Source organism: Burkholderia sp. AU33423 (assembly GCF_002223135.1).
GTDB lineage: Bacteria > Pseudomonadota > Gammaproteobacteria > Burkholderiales > Burkholderiaceae > Burkholderia > Burkholderia lata_D.
The window spans coordinates 21,906-40,957 of sequence record NZ_NKFH01000005.1; the positions used below are offsets into that span (position 1 = coordinate 21,906).

18 protein-coding genes and 1 tRNA gene are annotated in these 19,052 nt (G+C 64.8%); 3 read left to right on the forward strand and 16 right to left on the reverse strand.

The window, feature by feature from the left end:
* Positions 1–3: 3 nt before the first annotated feature.
* The 16 genes from nuoI to CFB50_RS12600 form a co-directional block, all read right to left on the reverse strand.
* A complete protein-coding gene (gene nuoI / locus CFB50_RS12520; RefSeq protein WP_069248466.1) occupies positions 4–492 on the reverse strand; it encodes an NADH-quinone oxidoreductase subunit NuoI in 489 nt (162 codons plus the stop codon).
* Positions 493–504: 12 nt separating this feature from the next.
* On the reverse strand, positions 505–1,572 hold the full coding sequence (nuoH, locus tag CFB50_RS12525) for an NADH-quinone oxidoreductase subunit NuoH (RefSeq protein ID WP_011352696.1): 1,068 nt from the start codon (positions 1,570–1,572) through the stop codon (positions 505–507).
* Positions 1,573–3,903: an NADH-quinone oxidoreductase subunit NuoG gene (gene nuoG / locus CFB50_RS12530; protein ID WP_089446111.1), complete on the reverse strand. Its 2,331-nt coding sequence runs from the start codon at positions 3,901–3,903 to the stop codon at positions 1,573–1,575.
* A gap of 82 nt (positions 3,904–3,985) precedes the next feature.
* Positions 3,986–5,296, reverse strand: a complete 1,311-nt coding sequence (nuoF, locus tag CFB50_RS12535; RefSeq protein WP_006478267.1) for an NADH-quinone oxidoreductase subunit NuoF — start codon at positions 5,294–5,296, stop codon at positions 3,986–3,988.
* Complete coding sequence (nuoE, locus tag CFB50_RS12540) at positions 5,293–5,778, reverse strand: NADH-quinone oxidoreductase subunit NuoE (RefSeq protein WP_006750460.1); 486 nt, start codon at positions 5,776–5,778, stop codon at positions 5,293–5,295. Before nuoE ends, nuoF begins: the two co-directional genes overlap by 4 nt.
* Positions 5,779–5,949: 171 nt before the next feature.
* Positions 5,950–7,203, reverse strand: a complete 1,254-nt coding sequence (locus CFB50_RS12545; protein ID WP_009694120.1) for an NADH-quinone oxidoreductase subunit D — start codon at positions 7,201–7,203, stop codon at positions 5,950–5,952.
* 9 nt (positions 7,204–7,212) lie between these two features.
* Positions 7,213–7,815, reverse strand: a complete 603-nt coding sequence (locus CFB50_RS12550) for an NADH-quinone oxidoreductase subunit C (protein WP_069248468.1) — start codon at positions 7,813–7,815, stop codon at positions 7,213–7,215.
* Between the two features lie 21 nt (positions 7,816–7,836).
* A complete protein-coding gene (locus CFB50_RS12555) occupies positions 7,837–8,316 on the reverse strand; it encodes a NuoB/complex I 20 kDa subunit family protein (protein WP_006398799.1) in 480 nt (159 codons plus the stop codon).
* Positions 8,317–8,378: 62 nt separating this feature from the next.
* Positions 8,379–8,738: an NADH-quinone oxidoreductase subunit A gene (locus tag CFB50_RS12560; RefSeq protein WP_006398798.1), complete on the reverse strand. Its 360-nt coding sequence runs from the start codon at positions 8,736–8,738 to the stop codon at positions 8,379–8,381.
* A 153-nt stretch (positions 8,739–8,891) separates the two neighbouring features.
* A tRNA-Leu gene (locus CFB50_RS12565) sits at positions 8,892–8,976 on the reverse strand.
* Positions 8,977–9,088: 112 nt separating this feature from the next.
* Positions 9,089–9,472 (reverse strand): preprotein translocase subunit SecG, encoded by a 384-nt coding sequence (gene secG, locus CFB50_RS12570; RefSeq protein WP_069248469.1) that lies wholly within the window; start codon positions 9,470–9,472, stop codon positions 9,089–9,091.
* A 72-nt stretch (positions 9,473–9,544) separates the two neighbouring features.
* On the reverse strand, positions 9,545–10,300 hold the full coding sequence (gene tpiA, locus CFB50_RS12575; RefSeq protein ID WP_034184885.1) for a triose-phosphate isomerase: 756 nt from the start codon (positions 10,298–10,300) through the stop codon (positions 9,545–9,547).
* 141 nt (positions 10,301–10,441) lie between these two features.
* Complete coding sequence (locus CFB50_RS12580) at positions 10,442–11,461, reverse strand: NAD(P)H-quinone oxidoreductase (protein WP_089446112.1); 1,020 nt, start codon at positions 11,459–11,461, stop codon at positions 10,442–10,444.
* Positions 11,462–11,607: 146 nt separating this feature from the next.
* Positions 11,608–13,755 carry a polyribonucleotide nucleotidyltransferase gene (pnp, locus tag CFB50_RS12585; protein ID WP_069249336.1) on the reverse strand — a complete coding sequence of 716 codons (2,148 nt, stop codon included), beginning with the start codon at positions 13,753–13,755 and terminating at the stop codon, positions 11,608–11,610.
* A 290-nt stretch (positions 13,756–14,045) separates the two neighbouring features.
* A complete protein-coding gene (rpsO, locus tag CFB50_RS12595; protein WP_006398792.1) occupies positions 14,046–14,315 on the reverse strand; it encodes a 30S ribosomal protein S15 in 270 nt (89 codons plus the stop codon).
* A gap of 107 nt (positions 14,316–14,422) precedes the next feature.
* The gene (locus CFB50_RS12600) at positions 14,423–15,682 is read right to left on the reverse strand and encodes a branched-chain amino acid ABC transporter substrate-binding protein (RefSeq protein ID WP_089446114.1); all 1,260 of its coding nucleotides are present in this window, start codon (positions 15,680–15,682) and stop codon (positions 14,423–14,425) included.
* A gap of 169 nt (positions 15,683–15,851) precedes the next feature.
* On the opposite strand from CFB50_RS12600, the gene CFB50_RS12605 reads away from it, so the two are divergent.
* The 3 genes from CFB50_RS12605 to CFB50_RS12615 all read left to right on the forward strand — a co-directional run bounded on the left by CFB50_RS12605 (position 15,852) and on the right by CFB50_RS12615 (position 18,975).
* On the forward strand, positions 15,852–16,364 hold the full coding sequence (locus CFB50_RS12605; RefSeq protein WP_069248473.1) for a hypothetical protein: 513 nt from the start codon (positions 15,852–15,854) through the stop codon (positions 16,362–16,364).
* Positions 16,365–16,746: 382 nt separating this feature from the next.
* Positions 16,747–17,388, forward strand: a complete 642-nt coding sequence (locus CFB50_RS12610; RefSeq protein WP_089446115.1) for a carbonic anhydrase — start codon at positions 16,747–16,749, stop codon at positions 17,386–17,388.
* A gap of 36 nt (positions 17,389–17,424) precedes the next feature.
* Positions 17,425–18,975 carry a SulP family inorganic anion transporter gene (locus CFB50_RS12615; RefSeq protein WP_089446116.1) on the forward strand — a complete coding sequence of 517 codons (1,551 nt, stop codon included), beginning with the start codon at positions 17,425–17,427 and terminating at the stop codon, positions 18,973–18,975.
* Positions 18,976–19,052 lie beyond the last annotated feature (77 nt).

Consider the following 19,052-nt stretch of genomic DNA (forward strand, 5'->3'; position numbering starts at 1 on the left):
CAATCAACGATACGGCGCGTCGGCAGCCTTCGCCGCGGCGATGTCCTTCTCGTAGCGATCGCCCACCGCGAGCAGCATTTCCTTCGTGAAATACAGGTCGCCGCGCTTTTCGCCGTGGTACTCGAGAATCTGCGTCTCGACGATCGAATCGACCGGGCAGCTCTCTTCGCAGAAACCGCAGAAGATGCATTTCGTCAGGTCGATGTCGTAGCGCGTCGTGCGGCGCGTGTTGTCCGCGCGCGTTTCCGACTCGATCGTGATCGCCAGCGCGGGGCACACGGCCTCGCACAGCTTGCACGCGATGCAGCGCTCTTCGCCGTTTTCGTAGCGGCGCAGTGCGTGCAGCCCGCGGAAACGCGGCGAGATCGGCGTCTTTTCTTCCGGGAACTGCACGGTGACCTTGCGCTTGAACGTGTAACGGCCGGTCAGCGCGAGCCCCTGCAGGAGCTCGGTCAGGAAGAAGGTCTTAAAGAAGTGTTGGATTGCGCTCATGATTTCGTCCGATTACTTCACCCAGATGTTGAGCGGCGACATCATCCAGAAGCCGACCACGACCACCCAGACCACCGTGACGGGCAGGAACACCTTCCAGCCCAAGCGCATGATCTGGTCGTAACGGAAACGCGGGAACGTCGCGCGAACCCAGATGAACACCGACAGCAGCGCGAATATCTTCAGCACCAGCCAGAAGATGCCCGGAATGAACGACAGGAATTCGAACGGTGCATCCCAGCCGCCGAGGAACAGCGTCGCGGTCAGTGCCGAGATCACGATCATGTTGATGTACTCGGCGAGGAAGAACAGCGCGAACGCCATACCCGAGTAATCGATCATGTGACCGGCAACGATTTCCGACTCCCCTTCCACCACGTCGAACGGGTGGCGGTTCGTTTCGGCGATGCCCGAGATGAAGTACACGACGAACGCCGGCAGCAGCGGCAGCCAGTTCCACGACAGGAAGTTCACGCCGTGGCCCGCGAAGAAGCCGTGCTGCTGCGAACCGACGATTTCCGACAGGTTCAGGCTGCCGGCCGTCATCAGCACCAGCACCAGCGCGAAGCCCATCGAGATTTCGTACGACACCATCTGTGCCGCGGCGCGCATCGCACCGAGGAACGCGTACTTCGAGTTCGATGCCCAGCCTGCGAGAATCACCGCGTACACGCCGATCGACGAGATCGCCATCGCGTACAGCAGGCCCGCGTTCACGTTCGCGAGGACCGCTTCGGCCTGGAACGGGATCACGGCCCACACGGCGAACGCCGGCACGACGGTCATCACCGGCGCGATCAGGTACAGCCAGCGGCTGGCGGCGCTCGGCTGAATGACTTCCTTCAGCAGCAGCTTCAGCACGTCGGCGATCGGCTGCAGCAAGCCGCCGGGGCCGACGCGGTTCGGGCCGAGACGCACGTGCATCCAGCCGATCAGCTTGCGTTCCCACAGAATCAGGTACGCGACGCACAGCAGGATGACGACGGAGACGACGAGGATGCGCACGATTGCCCACACCGTCGGCCATGCGAAGCCGAGAAGCTGGGACCCGCCCGCGTTGATCGTATCGAACAAGCTCATTTACGCCTTCTCCACCACCAGTTCACCGGACAGGCTGCCGAGCGCTGCGCCGGCAGGCGTTGCCGCCGACACGCGAACGACGGTCTCCGCAAGATTCGCGTCGCGCACGGCCGGCAACTGCACCGCACGCTCGCCCTGGCGCACGCGCACCGCGTCGCCTTCCTTCAAGCCCAGCTTGTCGAACAGCGCGGCCGGCAGGGCTGCGGCATTCGCCGCCTTCGCGGCAGCCGTCAGGTGCAGTGCACCTGCGCGGCGCACGAGTGCGTCGGCGTGATAGATCGGCACATCGGCCAGGCGCTCGAAGCCGCCGTTCGCGGCATTCGCTGCAGCACGAGCCGGTGCGACCGACGTCTGGTTCGACAGGCGGCTCGCGACGCCAGCGTCGCCGAGCGCGGCGAGACGCACTTCTTCCGCGGTCTCGTATTCGAAGTTCGGCAGGCCGAGCAGGCTGCCGAGCACGCGCAGCACCTTCCACCCCGGACGCGTATCGCCGAGCGGGCGCACGACGCCGTTGAAGCTCTGCACGGTGCCTTCGGCGTTGACGAACGTACCGGCCGTTTCCGTGAACGGCGCAACCGGCAGCAGCACGTCGGCGTAGTCGAGGCCATGCTTGAACGGCGACATCACGACGACCATCTCAGCCTGGTTCAGCGCGGCAAGCGCCTGCGCCGGATCGGCGGTGTCGAATTCCGGTTCGACGTTCAGCAGCACGTAGCCCTTGCGCGGCTGCTCGAACGCTTCGCGCGCGTTCAGGCCGCCTTCGCCCGGCAGTGCGCCGACGACGTGCGCGCCGACCGTGTTCGCCGCTTCCGTCAGGAAGCCGAACGTGGCGCCGGTGTTGTCGGCGATCCACTTGGCAACGGCGTGCAGCTTGGCGAATTCCGGATGGCGGACCGCGACGTTGCCGAGCAGCACCGCGCGGCGTTCACCGTTCGCGAGCGACTGGGCGACAGCCTGCGCGGCCGGCGATGCCGTGACGCCCGCGAGCGTGTCGGGCAGTGCGACGCCGCGCAGTTGCGCGACGGCCGCTGCAATGCCGGCCAACTGGTCGAGCCATGCCGACGGTGCAGCAACGATGCGCTGCGCAGTCGGGATCAGGGCGTCGTCACCGGTCGCGTGCAGGAAGTGCAGCTTCGCGCCGTTCTTCGCGGCCTGACGCAGGCGAGCGGCGAACAACGGGTGGTCACGGCGCAGGAACGACCCGACGACGAACGCGGCGTCCACGTTCGACAGGTCGGCGATCGGCATGCCGAGCCACGGTGCGCCCTGGACCGGCGCCGAGAAATCCTGCTGACGCAGACGGAAGTCGACGTTCGGCGTCTTCAGTTCGTTGGCGAGCTGCTTCACGAGGAACAGCTCTTCGGCCGTGCTGTGCGCGCTCGCGAGCATCGCCAGCGCGTTCGCGCCGTGATCCGCGGCGATGCCCTTCAGGCCCTTCGCGACGTATTCGAGTGCGGTCTGCCAGTCGGTTTCGATCCACTGGCCGCCCTGCTTCAGCATCGGCTTCGTCAGGCGCTCTTCGCTGTTGAGGCCTTCATACGAGAAGCGATCCTTGTCCGAGATCCAGCATTCGTTGATGGCTTCGTTCTCGAACGGCAGCACGCGCATCACGCGATTGTTCTTCACTTGAACGACGAGGTTCGCGCCGACGGAATCGTGCGGGCTCACCGACTTGCGGCGCGACAGTTCCCACGTACGGGCGCTGTAGCGGAACGGCTTGCTGGTCAGCGCGCCGACCGGGCACAGGTCGATCATGTTGCCCGACATTTCGGAATCGACCGTCTTGCCGACGAACGTCGTGATTTCCGAGTGCTCGCCGCGGCCCAGCATGCCGAACTCCATCACGCCGGCGATTTCCTGGCCGAAACGGACGCAGCGCGTGCAGTGGATGCAGCGCGACATTTCTTCCATCGAGATCAGCGGGCCCACGTTCTTGTGGAACACCACGCGCTTCTCTTCCGAGTAGCGCGACGACGACTTGCCGTAACCGACCGCCAGATCCTGCAGCTGGCATTCGCCGCCCTGATCGCAGATCGGGCAGTCGAGCGGGTGGTTGATGAGGAGGAATTCCATCACCGACTGCTGCGCCTTCACGGCCTTGTCGGATTGCGTATGGACGATCATGCCGGCCGACACGGGGGTCGCGCACGCAGGCACGGCCTTCGGCATCTTCTCGACTTCGACGAGACACATCCGGCAGTTGGCCGCAACCGACAGTTTCTTGTGATAGCAGAAGTGAGGAATGTACGTATCCGCCTTGTGCGCAGCCTGGATCACCATGCTGCCTTCGGGCACCTCGACCTTCTTGCCGTCTATTTCAAGTTCAACCATGATGGTGAATGGTCCTTAACCTATTTCCGCCCGTTCGCGCCTTCGCCCGACCGTGCGCTCAAATTCCGCAACCGGGTACGCTTCAGGCTGCCGCCGCGTGCGCGTGGCCGCCGACCATGCAGTGCTTGTGCTCGACGTGGTACGCGAATTCGTCCCAGTAGTGCTTGAGCATCCCGCGTACCGGCATCGCCGCCGCATCGCCGAGTGCGCAGATCGTGCGACCCATGATGTTCTCGGCAACCGAGTTCAGCAGGTCCAGATCTTCCTGGCGGCCTTCGCCGTGCTCGATACGGTTCACGACGCGATACAGCCAGCCGGTGCCTTCACGGCACGGCGTGCACTGGCCGCACGATTCCTCGTAGTAGAAGTACGACAGGCGCAGCAGCGAGCGCACCATGCAGCGCGTCTCGTCCATCACGATCACCGCGCCGGAACCGAGCATCGAGCCCGCCTTCGCGATCGAATCGTAGTCGAGATCCGTCTGCATCATGATGTCGCCCGGGATCACCGGCGCCGACGAACCGCCCGGAATCACAGCCTTGATCTTCTTGCCGCCGCGCATCCCGCCGGCGAGCTCCATCAGCGTCGCGAACGGCGTGCCGAGCGGCACTTCGTAGTTGCCCGGACGCTCGACGTCGCCCGACACCGAGAAAATCTTCGTGCCGCCGTTGTTCGGCTTGCCGATCTCGAGGTAATTCTGCGGCCCGATGGACAGCAGGAACGGCACCGCGGCGAACGTCTCGGTGTTGTTGATCGTGGTGGGCTTGCCGTACACGCCGAAGCTCGCCGGGAACGGCGGCTTGAAGCGCGGCTGGCCCTTCTTGCCTTCGAGCGACTCGAGCAGCGCCGTTTCTTCGCCGCAGATGTACGCGCCGTAACCGTGGTGCGCGTGCAGCTGGAACGAGAATTCCGAGCCCATGATGTTGTCGCCGAGGAACCCGGCTGCGCGCGCCTCATCGAGCGCGGCTTCGAAGCGTCGATACACTTCGAAGATTTCGCCGTGGATGTAGTTGTAGCCGACGGTGATGCCCATCGCGTACGCGCCGATGGCCATGCCTTCAATCAGCGCGTGCGGGTTCCAGCGCAGGATGTCGCGATCCTTGAACGTGCCCGGCTCGCCTTCGTCCGAGTTGCAGACGAGGTACTTCTGCCCCGGGAACTGGCGCGGCATGAAGCTCCACTTCAGGCCGGTCGGGAAGCCCGCACCGCCACGGCCACGCAGGCCCGACGCCTTGACGTCGGCGATCACCTGCTCGGGTGGAATCTTTTCTTCGAGAATGCGACGCAGCTGCTTGTAGCCGCCGCGCGCAACGTAATCTTCGAGGTGCCAGTTCTCGCCGTTCAGACCGGCAAGGATCAGCGGTTTGATGTGACGGTCGTGGAGGGACGTCATTTCGAGAGCTCCTCAAGCAGCTGGTCGATCTTCTCGCGGCTCATGAAGCTGCACATTCTGTGATTGTTCACCAGCAGCACCGGCGCATCGCCGCACGAGCCCATGCATTCGCCTTCCTTCAGCGTGAACTTGCCGTCGGGCGTGGTCTCGCCGAAGCCGATGCCCAGCTTCTGTTTCAGGTAGTCGGCGGTCGCTTCCGCGCCACCGTCCGGGCCGAGCTGGCACGGCAGGTTCGTGCAGAGCGTGATCTTGTGCTTGCCGACCGGGTTGAGCTCGTACATCGTGTAGAACGTCGCGACTTCCTGCACGGCAACGGCCGGCATGCCGAGATAGTCCGCGACGAACTGCATCAGTTCGGGCGACAGCCAGCCGTGCTCTTCCTGAGCAACGGCCAACGCCGACATCACGGCGGACTGTTTCTGATCGGCGGGATACTTCGTCAACGCTCGATCGATTTCCTTCAGGCCTTCAGCTGAGATCATTTTCAGACACGACTCTTTCAATTCCTACCGAACGAACAACCTGCCGCACACTGGGGTGCATGGACGGCAGACCTGGCGCTCACTGTTGACAGCTTGCGAAGCTGCGCCGGTTCAGCGCGCATCGCGTGTGACTTGCTGCTCGCCGCCCGCTCGCGCGGGCGGCGCTAACCATTAGCGATCGATTTCGCCGAACACGATGTCCTGCGTACCGATGATCGTGACGGCGTCGGCGATCATGTGACCGCGCGCCATTTCGTCGAGCGACGCCAGGTGCGCGAAACCCGGTGCGCGAATCTTGAGGCGATACGGCTTGTTGGCACCATCCGACACGAGGTAGATGCCGAACTCACCCTTCGGATGCTCGACCGCCGCGTACGCTTCGCCTTCCGGCACATGGAAACCTTCGGTGAAGAGCTTGAAGTGGTGAATCAAGTCTTCCATGTTGGTCTTCATGCCGACCCGCGACGGCGGGGCAACCTTGTGATTGTCCGTCATCACCGGGCCCGGATTCTTGCGGAGCCACTCAATACACTGTTTCGCGATGCGGATCGACTGGCGCATTTCCTCGACGCGCACCAGATAGCGGTCGTAGCAATCGCCGTTCACGCCGACCGGCACGTCGAAATCAAGGCGATCGTACACTTCGTAGGGTTGCTTCTTGCGCAGATCCCAGGCGATACCCGAGCCGCGCAGCATCGGGCCCGTCAGGCCCATCTGCAGCGCACGCTCCGGGCTGACCACGCCGATCCCGACCAGACGCTGTTTCCAGATCCGGTTGTCGGTGAGCAGCGTTTCGTATTCGTCGACGCACTTCGGGAAGCGCGTGAAGAAATCGTCGATGAAGTCGAGCACCGAGCCGCTGCGCGCTTCGTTCATCTTCGCGAGCGCCTTCTCGTTGCGAATCTTCGACGCCTTGTATTGCGGCATTGCGTCAGGCAGGTCGCGATAGACGCCGCCCGGACGGTAGTACGCCGCGTGCATCCGGGCGCCGGACACCGCTTCGTACACGTCCATCAGGTCTTCACGCTCGCGGAACGCGTACAGGAAAACGGCCATCGCGCCAACGTCGAGCGCGTGCGCGCCGATCCACATCAGGTGGTTCAGCACGCGCGTGATTTCGTCGAACAGCACGCGGATGTACTGCGCGCGCTCCGGCACGTCGATGCCGAGCAGCTTTTCGATCGCGAGCACGTAGCCGTGCTCGTTGACCATCATCGACACGTAGTCGAGACGGTCCATGTACGGCACGGACTGGATGAACGTTTTGGATTCCGCGAGTTTTTCCGTCGCGCGGTGCAGCAGGCCGATGTGCGGATCGGCACGCTGGATGACTTCGCCGTCGAGCTCGAGCACGAGGCGCAGCACGCCGTGCGCTGCCGGGTGCTGCGGGCCGAAGTTGAGCGTGTAGTTCTTGATTTCTGCCATGACGCCCCCTTAATGTTTCAGACCGCCATAGCGATCCTCGCGGATCACGCGCGGCGTGATTTCGCGCGGCTCGATCGTCACCGGCTGGTACACGACCCGCTTTTCTTCCGGGTCGTAACGCATTTCGACATAGCCCGACACCGGGAAGTCCTTGCGGAACGGGTGGCCGATGAAGCCGTAGTCGGTGAGGATGCGGCGCAGGTCGGGGTGGCCTTCGAACACGATACCGTACAGGTCGAACGCTTCGCGCTCGTACCAGTTCGCGGAGGTCCAGATGTCGACCAGCGACGCCACGATCGGCAGGTCGTCGTCCGGCGCGAATACGCGCAGGCGCAGGCGCCAGTTGTTCGTGACCGACAGCAGGTGCGACACGGCCGCGAAGCGCGGGCCGTCGTAGGCACCGTCACCGAAGGTCTGGTAGTCGACGCCGCACAGGTCGATCAGTTGCTCGAAACGGAGCTTCGGATCGTCGCGCAGCATCTTTGCGACTTCGAGGTAATCGCTCGCCTTCACGACGAGCGTCAGTTCACCGATCGCTTCGGTGAGGCTCACCACGCGCGCGCCGAGCGCGGCTTCGAGGTTTGCCTTCAGGGTCTCGATTTTGCTTGCCATATTGAGGGGACGCTCGGGGCTTTATTGACGGGCGATGGTATTGGTACGGCGGATCTTCGCCTGAAGCTGGATCACGCCATAGACCAGCGCCTCGGCCGTGGGCGGACAGCCCGGCACATAGACGTCGACCGGGACGATCCGGTCGCAGCCGCGGACCACCGAGTACGAGTAGTGGTAGTAGCCACCGCCGTTCGCGCACGATCCCATCGAGATCACCCAGCGCGGCTCGGCCATCTGGTCGTACACGCGACGCAGCGCGGGCGCCATCTTGTTGCAGAGCGTGCCGGCGACGATCATCACGTCCGACTGGCGCGGGCTCGGGCGAAACACGACGCCGAACCGGTCCAGGTCGTAACGGGCCGCGCCCGCATGCATCATTTCGACGGCGCAACACGCGAGCCCGAACGTCATCGGCCACAGTGAGCCGGTACGCGTCCAGTTGATCAGCTTGTCAGCCGTCGTGGTGACAAACCCTTCCTTCAAGACCCCTTCGATACTCATTTGCTTTCCACTCCAGACGAGCGACCGAGCGTGGCCGCCCATGCAAACCGGCGATTAACCCATCACTCCCAGTCGAGGCCGCCTTTCTTCCAGATATAGGCAAAGCCCAGCAGGAATTCGAGCAGAAAAATCATCATTGCGATGAAACCCGGCCAGCCGATATCCCGGAGCGCGACGCCCCACGGAAACAGGAATGCGGTTTCGAGATCGAAGATGATGAACAGGATGGCGACGAGGTAGTACCGGACGTCGAATTTCATCCGGGCGTCTTCAAAGGCTTCGAAGCCGCACTCGTACGGTGCGTTCTTCTCGACGTCCGGCTTGTTGGGACCAAGGAGCTTGCCGATGCTGACCAGCGCTATACCTAAACCAGTGCCCACGAGGAGGAACAACAAGACGGGGTAATAGGCTGCGAGGTTCAAGGCAATCCTCTATCGGTTGGTTCTGAGCGTCCGGAGAATACCACTTCCGGCGGAAGGAATCATTTCGGAGTGCAGGCGATCGCAAGACAACCGCAAGCACACCCCAGAAATGAAAAATGCCAGCCACTAGAAGCGGCTGGCATTGAGTAACTTTGGTGCCGACGGCGAGACTCGAACTCGCACAGCTTTCGCCACTACCCCCTCAAGATAGCGTGTCTACCAATTTCACCACGTCGGCACTGCATGCAACCGGGGTTGTAACTACTTGTTTCCCGCGAATCGCTTCAAGAATTAAATTCTAACCTGACTTCCAGAATTGTTCAACGCACAAACGCAAAAATTTGAACTTTTTATTTCGGGACGTCCTGGCCCGGCGCGCTTGCGGCCGAACCTGCTGCTGCGGATGCCGCGACAGCCGGTGCCGATGCTGCAGCTGCCGATGCCGGCGCCGGTGCGGTCGCAACCCCACCCAGCACGCCTGCCGACGGCGTCGACTTGTACGAGCCGAGATACGTCAGCGCGAGCGTCGCGACGAAGAAGATCGTCGCGAGAATGCCCGTCGTACGTGACAGGAAGTTCGCCGAGCCCGTTGCACCGAACAGGCTGCCCGACGCGCCGCTGCCGAACGCAGCGCCCATGTCGGCGCCCTTGCCGTGCTGCAACAGCACGAGACCAATCACACCAAGTGCAGACAGCACCTGCACCACAATAATCAGCGTCTTGAATAACAGCATCACACCCACCCGAATGGATCAGGCGACCGGACCGACCGGCCGCCGTCATGGTTCAATTCGATCTCGGACCGCTCAGCGCGCGGCCCGGCAGATCGCCAGGAAATCTTCCGCCTTCAGCGACGCGCCGCCGATCAGGCCACCGTCGATGTCCGGCTGCGCGAACAGCTCTTCCGCGTTGTCCGGCTTCACGCTGCCGCCGTACAGCACGGACACGTCCGCCGCACCCTTTGCCGCGAGACGCGCTCGCAGGAACGCGTGCACGTCCTGTGCCTGCGCCGACGTCGCGCTCTTGCCCGTGCCGATCGCCCAGACCGGCTCGTATGCGACGACGATCCGCGCGGCCTCGTCGGCCGTCAGCACGGCCAGCACCGCATCGAGCTGCGCACCGACCACCTGCTCGGTCGCGCCCGACTCGCGCTCGTCGAGCGTCTCGCCGACGCACACGACAGGCGTGAGCCCCGCTGCGAGCGCGCGTTGCGTCTTCGCCGCGACCGTCTCGTTGCGTTCGCCGTGATACGCGCGGCGCTCCGAGTGACCGACGATTGCATAGCGTGCGCCGAACTCCGCGACCATCGCAGCAGCCACTTCACCGGTGAACGCGCCTTGCTCGTGGGCCGACACGTCCTGCGCGCCCCAGGCGACACGGCCGCCGTCGAGCTGCGCCTGAACCTGCGCGAGATACGGGAACGGCACGCACACGCCGACCGACGTTTCGGCCGCCACCGCGCCCGCGCCCTGCACCACTTCGTTCAGCAACGCCTGGTTGCCGGCCAGCCGGCCGTGCATCTTCCAGTTGCCGATCACACGCTTAGTTCTCTGTTTCGACATCGTGTCTGTCTCGTCACCGCTTGGTCATTAACGCGCCGGAAACCGGCCGTCAGGTTTGATCTGGCGAAGCAAACCGGCGATTTTACTGCGCGCGGCTTGAACCGGTCAAACCGCGCATGTCAAGCCCGGCCACGCGGGCCGTCAGGCGTTCGTACCCCAATCGAGCACGATCTTGCCGGTGTGCTCGCTGCTTTCCATCAACGCATGTGCCTGCGCGGCGTCCGCCGCCGGCAATACGCGATAGATCACCGGCTTGATGCGGCCGTCGGCAAGCAGCGGCCACACGCGCGCCTTCAGCTGCGCGGCGATCTGCGCCTTGAATTCGACCGGACGCGGGCGCAGCGTCGAACCCGTGATGGTCAGCCGGCGACGCAGGATCTCGCCCAGGTTGACGTCGGCCTTCGCGCCGCCGAGCAGCGCGATCAGCACGAGGCGCCCCCCATCCGCGAGCGCGGACAGTTCGCGCGGCACGTACGAGCCGGCCACCATGTCGAGGATCACGTCGACGCCGCGATCGTGCGTCAGCGACTTCACGACCTCGACGAAGTCTTCCGTCTTGTAGTTGATCGCACGCTCCGCGCCGAGCGCCTCGCACGCCCGGCACTTGTCGGCAGTACCGGCCGTCGCGAACACGCGAAAGCCGAGCGCATGCGCGATCTGGATCGCCGTCACGCCGATGCCGCTCGAGCCGCCCTGCACGAGCAGCGTTTCCTGCTCGCCGCCCTCGCCCGCGCCGAGCTGCGCACGGTCGAACACGTTGCTCCACACCGTGAAAAACGTCTCGGGCAGCGACGCGGCCTCGATATCGGTGAGCCCGTCGGGCACCGGCAGGCATTGCAGCAGCGGCGCGACCGCATATTCCGCATAGCCGCCGCCCGCGAGCAGCGCACACACGCGATCGCCGAGCTTCAGGCCGAACGGGTTCTGAGCGGCGTCCGGCAGGTCGCCGCCGACGATCTCGCCCGCGACCTCGAGGCCCGGCAGATCCGATGCACCCGGCGGCGGCGCATACGCACCCTTGCGCTGGAACACGTCGGGCCGGTTCACACCGGAAGCCGCCACCTTGATCAGCACTTCGCCGCGCTTCGGTTCGGGGCGCGGACGCTCCGCAAGCTTCAGCACGTCGGGGGCGCCGAACTCGGTGATTTCGATGGCTTTCATGGTGAGGGTCGCTCCAGGATCGGAATCGGATGGCGCGCCGGCACGCGGCACGGGCGCCTGGCCGGCGCTGCTGCGCCGCACAACGATGCTACAGAAAAAACGGCCGGCACGCTTTCGCACTGCCGGCCGTTGGTCCGCCTATCCGCTTACTGCTGCGGCGGCGTGTCCGACTGCGACGCCGCCGCTGCTTCGTTCAGCAGCGCCTTCGCCGACAGACGTACGCGACCCTTTTCGTCCGTCTGGATGACCTTGACCTTCACTTGCTGGCCTTCCTTCAGGTAGTCGTTGATGTCCTTCACACGCTCGTTGACGATTTCCGAGATGTGCAGCAGGCCATCCTTGCCCGGCAGCAGGTTCACGATCGCGCCGAAATCGAGCAGCTTCAGAACCGTGCCTTCGTACACCTGACCGACTTCGATCTCGGCCGTGATCTGCTCGATGCGCTTCTTCGCTTCGGCCATGCCGTCGCTGTTCGTGCTCGCGATCGTCACGACGCCGTCGTCGGAGATGTCGATGGTCGTGCCGGTTTCTTCCGTCAGCGCGCGGATCACCGAACCGCCCTTGCCGATCACGTCGCGGATCTTTTCCGGGTTGATCTTGATCGTGATCATGCGCGGCGCGAATTCCGACAGTTGCGTGTTCGCACCCGAAACCGCCGACGTCATCTTGCCGAGGATGTGCATGCGGCCTTCCTTCGCCTGCGCGAGCGCGACCTGCATGATTTCCTTCGTGATGCCCTGGATCTTGATGTCCATCTGCAGTGCCGTCACGCCTTGTTCCGTGCCGGCCACCTTGAAGTCCATGTCGCCGAGGTGATCTTCGTCGCCGAGGATGTCGGTCAGCACCGCGAACTTGTTGCCTTCGAGGATCAGGCCCATCGCGATACCCGCGACGTGCGCCTTCATCGGCACGCCGGCGTCCATCAGCGCGAGGCAGCCGCCGCACACCGATGCCATCGACGACGAACCGTTCGATTCGGTGATTTCCGACACGACGCGGATCGAGTAGCCGAATTCGTCGGCGCTCGGCAGGCACTTGACCAGTGCGCGCTTCGCGAGGCGGCCGTGGCCGATTTCGCGGCGCTTCGGCGAGCCGACGCGGCCCGTTTCGCCGGTCGCGAACGGGGGCATGTTGTAATGGAGCATGAAGCGCTCGCGGTACTCGCCTTCGAGCGCGTCGATGATCTGCTCGTCACCCTTCGTGCCGAGCGTCGCGACGACCAGCGCCTGCGTCTCGCCGCGCGTGAACAGCGCCGAGCCGTGGGTACGCGGCAGCACGCCCGTGCGGATTTCGATCGGGCGCACGGTGCGCGTGTCACGGCCATCGATGCGCGGCTCGCCGTTCAGGATCTGCGAACGGACGATCTTCGCCTCGATGTCGAACAGCACGTTGCCGACCGTTGCCTTGTCGGCTGCGACCGTACCGGCTGCCAGCGCATCTTCCTCGAGCTTCGCCGAGGTTGCCGCGTAGACTTCCTTCAGCTTCGTCGAGCGTGCCTGCTTGTCGCGGAGCTGGTAAGCAGCGAGCAGGTCGTTCTGTGCCAGCTCGGTCACGCGCGCGATCAGCGCTTCGTTCTTCGGCGCCGGCTGCCAGTCCCACTCGGGCTTGCCGCCTTCGCGGACCAGTTCGTGGATCGCGTCGATCGCGACCTGCATTTGCTCGTGGCCGAACACCACGGCGCCCAGCATCACTTCTTCCGACAGCTGGTCGGCTTCCGATTCGACCATCAGCACGGCACGTTCCGTACCTGCGACGACGAGGTCGAGGCTCGACGCCTTGATCTGGTCACGCGTCGGATTCAGCACGTACGCGTTGTCGATGTAGGCCACGCGTGCGGCACCGACCGGGCCGTTGAACGGCAGGCCCGACACGGCGAGCGCAGCCGATGCGCCGATCAGCGCGGGGATGTCCGCCGGGATTTCCGGGTTCACGGACAGCACGTGGATCACGACCTGGACTTCGTTGTAGAAGCCTTCCGGGAACAGCGGGCGCAGCGGACGGTCAATCAGGCGCGACGTCAGCGTCTCGTGTTCCGACGGACGGCCTTCGCGACGGAAGAAGCCGCCCGGGATCTTGCCGGCCGAGTAGGTCTTCTCGAGGTAGTCGACGGTCAGCGGGAAGAAATCCTGACCCGGCTTCGCCGACTTCGCGCCGACGACGGTTGCCAGCACGACGGTGTCTTCGACGTCGACGATCACGGCGCCGCTTGCCTGGCGAGCGACTTCACCGGTTTCGAGGCGCACCTTGTGCTGGCCCCACTGGAATTCCTTCACGACCTTGTTGAACATGGACATGGTTGCTCCTTTGAATTCATGCATTTCATTCGCCCCGCCGGCCATCCCGCGCGGCGGCGTCCCGACCGAATCACCCGGAGCAAGGTGTGTTTTTTATGCCATTCCAGCGCGGCGCTCGTACAGCGACGCGCTGGAATGACACAAATCCTGCCCCGGTATCAGTCGTTGCGGCAGTCCCGCACAACCGTGCCGGACAGCCTGCGGTGCGCGTGACGCTACGCACCGCGCAAAAACAAAATGCCTGTATCAGCGCACTGACACAGGCATCTTGCTGGCGGCAATCGCCTCGATTACTTACGCAGACCCAGCTTCTCGATCAGTGCGCGGTAACGGTCGGCATCCTTGCCCTTGAGGTAGTCGAGCAGCTTGCGGCGGCGGCTCACCATGCGCAGCAGGCCGCGGCGGCTGTGGTGATCCTTCGCGTGGGTCTTGAAGTGACCCGTCAGTTCGACGATACGTGCGGTCAGCAGTGCGACCTGGACTTCGGGCGACCCAGTGTCGTTGGTACCGCGGGCGAACTGAGCAACAACTTCCGACTTCTTGATATCTGCAACAGACATGTGATTTCCTTTCTAACTGAACAGGCGGACACGGAAGAATGGCCGTGCCGTGACTTACAACCGGCGCGCATTGTAGCACAACTCCACGCCGTTCTTACCGCCTCCTGTCACGGGCGCGTCATCGAGCAGGTAGACGGCATCTCCGTGCGCGGCGCCGGTACCGCGAGCACCGTCCGGAACCCATAGCCCGAACCCTCGTTGTCGAAGCGCACGCCCGGCGTGCCGACCTTGTCCATCTCCATCACGTAAAGGGGCTGGATCAGCTGGTGATCCTGCGCGCGCATCTTCGATGCGTGGAAGCCGTCGTCGAACGACAGGCCCTCGAGCGCGCGCGCGACCGCGACGGGGTCGGCCGACCCTGCGCGATTCATCGCGGCGGCCAGCATCTCGATCATCAGGCTCATCCGCCGCACCGGATAGTCGTCCTGGGCAGCCGGAAAACGGCTCCGGAACGCGCGGTAGAACGCATCCGATTTCGCGCCGCCCGCGTTCGGGTGCCAGTCCGCCACGGCCACGACGCGCCCGACACCGGCATCGCCGAGCGCCGCCGGCGCGCCGAGGCTGTTGCCGTAGAAGGTATAGAACTTCGCATTCAGCCCCTGCTCGCGCGCCGCCTTCACGAGCAGCGTGAGGTCGTTGCCCCAGTTGCCGGTCACGACGGCGTCGGCGCCGCTCGCACGGATCTTCGCGATGTACGGCGAGAAGTCCTTGATCCGGCCGATCGGGTGGAATTCATCGCCGGCAATCGTCACGTCCGGGCGCCGCGCGGCCAGCGCCTGCCGGGCGAGCGTGCTGACGTCGCGGCCGAAGCTGTAGTCCTGGTTCAGCAGGTAGACCTTGTGGAGCGCGCGGTCGCGCGCCATCACGTCCGCAAGCGCGGCCATCCGCATGCCCGCGTGCGCATCGAAGCGGAAATGCCAGAAACTGCAGCGCGCGCCGGTCAGCGCCGGATCGTCGGCCGAATAGTTGAGGAACAGCATCCGGTTGTCCGGATCGCGCGCGTTCAGCTTGTCGAGCGCCGCGACGAGCGCGGCCGCGACGGCCGAGCTGTTGCCCTGCGTGACGAACCCGATATGACGGTCCGCGGCCGCACGCAACTGCACGAGCGCCTCCTCGGGGCTGCCCTTGCTGTCGAGCACGACGAGTTCGAGCGGATGCGCACCGTCGCGCAGCTTGACGCCGCCCGCCGCGTTGACCTGCTCGACGCCGAAGCGCAGGTTGCGCTCGACCGCCGCGCCCGCATTCGCGAACGGGCCCGACATCCCTTCGATCAGCGCGATCCGCACCGGCTCGCCGCCGGCAAACGCGGACGACACCAGCATCCACCCCGCGCTCAGCGCGAGCGCGCACCGCTTCCACCCCTGCATCGGCCACCTGCCCTTCAATCTGCCCGAGAAGCGCGGATCATAGGCTGGCGCCCCCGCCGCCCGCAAGCGCGACGCGCCCGGCGATCCGCACCGATTTTTTCTGCGCGATGCGCGGTCGCATGCCGTCCGTGATAAAACGAGACTTGTTTCCGTGTTCTGGAGAACCCCCATGCGCATTCGCATTTCCGCGCGCCTGCCGGTGCTGGTCGCCAGCGCCGCCGCGCTGCTGGCCGGTTGCGCGCAACCGTGGCAGCAATACCAGGCCGGCCAGGACGAGTCGGCGATCGTCGCACGCATGGGCCCGCCGCGCGAGATCTACGACCTGCCCGGCGGCGGCAAGCGCCTGATGTGGCCGACCCAGCCGATGGGCGAAATCACCATCGCGGCCGACGTCGACGCGGCCCACAAGATCGTCAATGTGCGTCAGGTCCTGCAACCGAACGAGTTCTATCGCGCAGAGATCGGCAAGTGGACGAAGACCGATGTCCTCGTGAACTTCGGACGCCCCGTCGAGACGTCCTATTTCCCGCTGATGAAGCGCGAGGTGTGGACCTACCGGTATCTCGAGGACAACGTCTGGTACATGATGTACAGCTTCTACTTCGATCCGCAGGGCATCCTGCGCATCACGCAGAAAACGCCCGACCCGCTGCACGACCCCGACCGCCGCAACCTGTTCTGACCGATTACGCATTTACGCGCAATATTCAGCATGGCCATTCACGAATCATTGCGTGAATGGCCATTTCCTTTTTTCCGCTTCCCGATTAATTCGGAAAATGCGACGGAAATCTTTTCCGATCAATGACATTCCGATGGCAACTCGCTGACATCCCCGTCATGCGGGCCTTTGCGCGGAAACAAGCATGCGCAGTGCATGGCATGCGGCGAATTGGTGCACGCAATGCACTACGCCAAATCAATTTGAAACAATTTGTTTCAGTACCCCCGAAGTGCTAGGGCATACCCCTAATATCAGTCGAAAACCAACCTTTCAATTTAGAAAGAATGCCATTGCGACATTTTTGCCGATATTCGTTTGCCTTTATCACAAAGGAGTCCTCATGAATCGCCCCAAGAGCATGCTGGTTGCCAACATCGCCTGGGCCCGCGAAACGCGTGAATACACGCCCGGCTTCTTCGACGCGCTCGCGCGCGGACAGAACCCGCGCGTGCTGTGGATCGGCTGCGCCGACAGCCGCGTGCCGGCCGAGACCATCACGCACTGCGCGCCCGGCGAGCTGTTCGTCCATCGCAACATCGCGAACCTGTTCCATCCCGACGACGACAATTCCGCCAGCGTCCTCGAGTACGCGGTGCGCGTGCTGCAGGTCGACCACGTGATCGTGTGCGGGCACTACGGATGCGGCGGCGTACGCGCGTCGCTACTGCCGCCGCCGTCCGACCTGCCGCACGTCGCACGCCGCATCGCGCCGCTGTGCGCGCTCGCGCGGCGCCACCGCGACGCGCTGGACGGGCTCGACGACACCGCCGCCGCCGACCGCCTCGCCGAACTCAACGTGCTCGAACAGGTGCGGCTGCTGCGCGCGTCCCCGATCGTGCAGGGCCGCGAACGGCCGCCGCTCGTGCACGGCTGGATCTTTTCGCTCGCCGACGGCCGCCTGCAGGAACTCGATTCCGGCTACACCACCCCGTCCGTCGACGTCGAACCCGTGCAGGCCGCGACGGCCGGTGCGCTCGGCTGACCTACCCCGCCCCAAGCCAATGAAATCGCCCCAACCATGAAACTGAACGAGCGCCTGTCCACCCTGCCGCGCGACATCGTCGCCGGCGTCGTCGTGTTCCTCGTCGCGCTGCCGCTGTGTCTCGGCATCGCCAATGCATCCGGCGTCGAACCGTTCGCCGGGCTCGTGTCCGGCATCGTCGGCGGCATCGTCGTCGCGTTGCTGAGCGGCTCGTCGCTGTCCGTCAGCGGGCCGGCCGCCGGTCTCGTCGTGATCGTCGTCGAAGGCATCGCGCAACTCGGCAGCTTCTCCGCGTTCCTGCTCGCGGTGCTGCTGTCCGGCGTACTGCAGTTCGGGTTCGGCATGCTGCGCGCCGGCCGTTTCGCCGCCTATGTGCCGTCGCCCGTCATCAAGGGCATGCTCGCCGCGATCGGCCTCCTGCTGATCGTGAAGCAGATTCCGTTCGCCTTCGGTATCGGCGGCTCGGCCGCGCAATCGTTCGCGAATTGGCCGGGCCTGCCGGTCGCGTGGGCCGCGACGGCCATCGCGCTCGCCTCGCTGGCGCTGCTGGTCGCATGGGATACGCCCGCGCTACGCCGCTTCGCGCTGGTGCGCTCGGTGCCGGCCCCGCTTGCGGTGGTCGTGCTGGGGATCGGCGCCACGCTCGTGCTGAGCGTCGTCGCGCCGTCCGTTGCGCCGGGCGCCGCCCATCGCGTGACGCTGCCCGAACTCGGATCGTTCGCGGCCTTCGCGGCGTCGCTCAAGCATGCGGAGCTCGGCCCGAACTTCGCGCAGCTGGTCAATCCGGACGTGTGGCGCGTCGCGATCACGCTTGCGGTCGTCGCAAGCCTCGAGACGCTGCTGAGCCTCGAAGCCGTCGAGCAGATCGACCCGAAGCGCCGCCCGACCCAGCCCGACCGCGAGCTCAAGGCCCAGGGCGTCGGCAACCTCGTCGCCGGCGCGGTCGGCGGGCTGCCGATCACGTCGGTGATCGTGCGCAGCTCGGTGAACGTCAATGCAGGCGCGCAAAGCCGGATGTCGGCGATCGTGCACGGGATGCTGCTGCTCGCGAGCGTGTTCGCGCTCACCGGCCTGATCAACCTGATCCCGCTCGCGAGCCTGGCCGCGATCCTGATCCACACCGGCTTCAAGCTCGCGAAACCGGCGCTGTTCCGCTCGGTGATGAAACAGGGGCCGGCCGCATTCGTGCCGTTCGCCGCGACGATTGCCGGCGTGCTCGCGGTCGACCTGCTGTTCGGCATCGCGCTCGGCCTTGCCTGCAGCGTGCTGGCGGTCGCCGTCGCGAACCTGAAGAGTCCCGTCACGCTCGCGCAGCACGACGACCACTTCCTGCTGTCGTTCCGCAAGGACGTGTCGTTTCTCGGCAAGGTGCAGGTCAAGCATCACCTGCGGCACATTCCCGACCGGGCCGCGGTGATCATCGACGCGACGCGTGCCGACTACATCGATCACGACGTGCTCGAGCTGCTCGACGCGTTCGTCGCCGATGCACCGCGACGCGGCATCGCGGTCGAGTTCCGGCGGCGCAGCCCGGCGCCGCGCACGGCCGCGCGTCGCTGGCTGTTCCGTGCGCCGGCCGCCGAATGAGCGGTGGATGAGTAGGTGAATGAAAAACGCCCCGGCGGCGCAGGGCCGCAAGGGGCGTTTCGGTGATGCGCAGCGCG

What these genes read in the sequence shown, in the direction of transcription:
- nuoI (WP_069248466.1), bottom strand. Translation starts at nt 492, where the DNA reads ATGAGCGCAATCCAACACTTCTTTAAGACCTTCTTCCTGACCGAGCTC.
- nuoH (WP_011352696.1), bottom strand. Translation starts at nt 1,572, where the DNA reads ATGAGCTTGTTCGATACGATCAACGCGGGCGGGTCCCAGCTTCTCGGC.
- nuoG (WP_089446111.1), bottom strand. Translation starts at nt 3,903, where the DNA reads ATGGTTGAACTTGAAATAGACGGCAAGAAGGTCGAGGTGCCCGAAGGC.
- nuoF (WP_006478267.1), bottom strand. Translation starts at nt 5,296, where the DNA reads ATGACGTCCCTCCACGACCGTCACATCAAACCGCTGATCCTTGCCGGT.
- nuoE (WP_006750460.1), bottom strand. Translation starts at nt 5,778, where the DNA reads ATGATCTCAGCTGAAGGCCTGAAGGAAATCGATCGAGCGTTGACGAAG.
- CFB50_RS12545 (WP_009694120.1), bottom strand. Translation starts at nt 7,203, where the DNA reads ATGGCAGAAATCAAGAACTACACGCTCAACTTCGGCCCGCAGCACCCG.
- CFB50_RS12550 (WP_069248468.1), bottom strand. Translation starts at nt 7,815, where the DNA reads ATGGCAAGCAAAATCGAGACCCTGAAGGCAAACCTCGAAGCCGCGCTC.
- CFB50_RS12555 (WP_006398799.1), bottom strand. Translation starts at nt 8,316, where the DNA reads ATGAGTATCGAAGGGGTCTTGAAGGAAGGGTTTGTCACCACGACGGCT.
- secG (WP_069248469.1), bottom strand. Translation starts at nt 9,472, where the DNA reads ATGCTGTTATTCAAGACGCTGATTATTGTGGTGCAGGTGCTGTCTGCA.
- tpiA (WP_034184885.1), bottom strand. Translation starts at nt 10,300, where the DNA reads ATGTCGAAACAGAGAACTAAGCGTGTGATCGGCAACTGGAAGATGCAC.
- CFB50_RS12580 (WP_089446112.1), bottom strand. Translation starts at nt 11,461, where the DNA reads ATGAAAGCCATCGAAATCACCGAGTTCGGCGCCCCCGACGTGCTGAAG.
- pnp (WP_069249336.1), bottom strand. Translation starts at nt 13,755, where the DNA reads ATGTCCATGTTCAACAAGGTCGTGAAGGAATTCCAGTGGGGCCAGCAC.
- rpsO (WP_006398792.1), bottom strand. Translation starts at nt 14,315, where the DNA reads ATGTCTGTTGCAGATATCAAGAAGTCGGAAGTTGTTGCTCAGTTCGCC.
- CFB50_RS12600 (WP_089446114.1), bottom strand. Translation starts at nt 15,682, where the DNA reads ATGCAGGGGTGGAAGCGGTGCGCGCTCGCGCTGAGCGCGGGGTGGATG.
- CFB50_RS12605 (WP_069248473.1), top strand. Translation starts at nt 15,852, where the DNA reads ATGCGCATTCGCATTTCCGCGCGCCTGCCGGTGCTGGTCGCCAGCGCC.
- CFB50_RS12610 (WP_089446115.1), top strand. Translation starts at nt 16,747, where the DNA reads ATGAATCGCCCCAAGAGCATGCTGGTTGCCAACATCGCCTGGGCCCGC.
- CFB50_RS12615 (WP_089446116.1), top strand. Translation starts at nt 17,425, where the DNA reads ATGAAACTGAACGAGCGCCTGTCCACCCTGCCGCGCGACATCGTCGCC.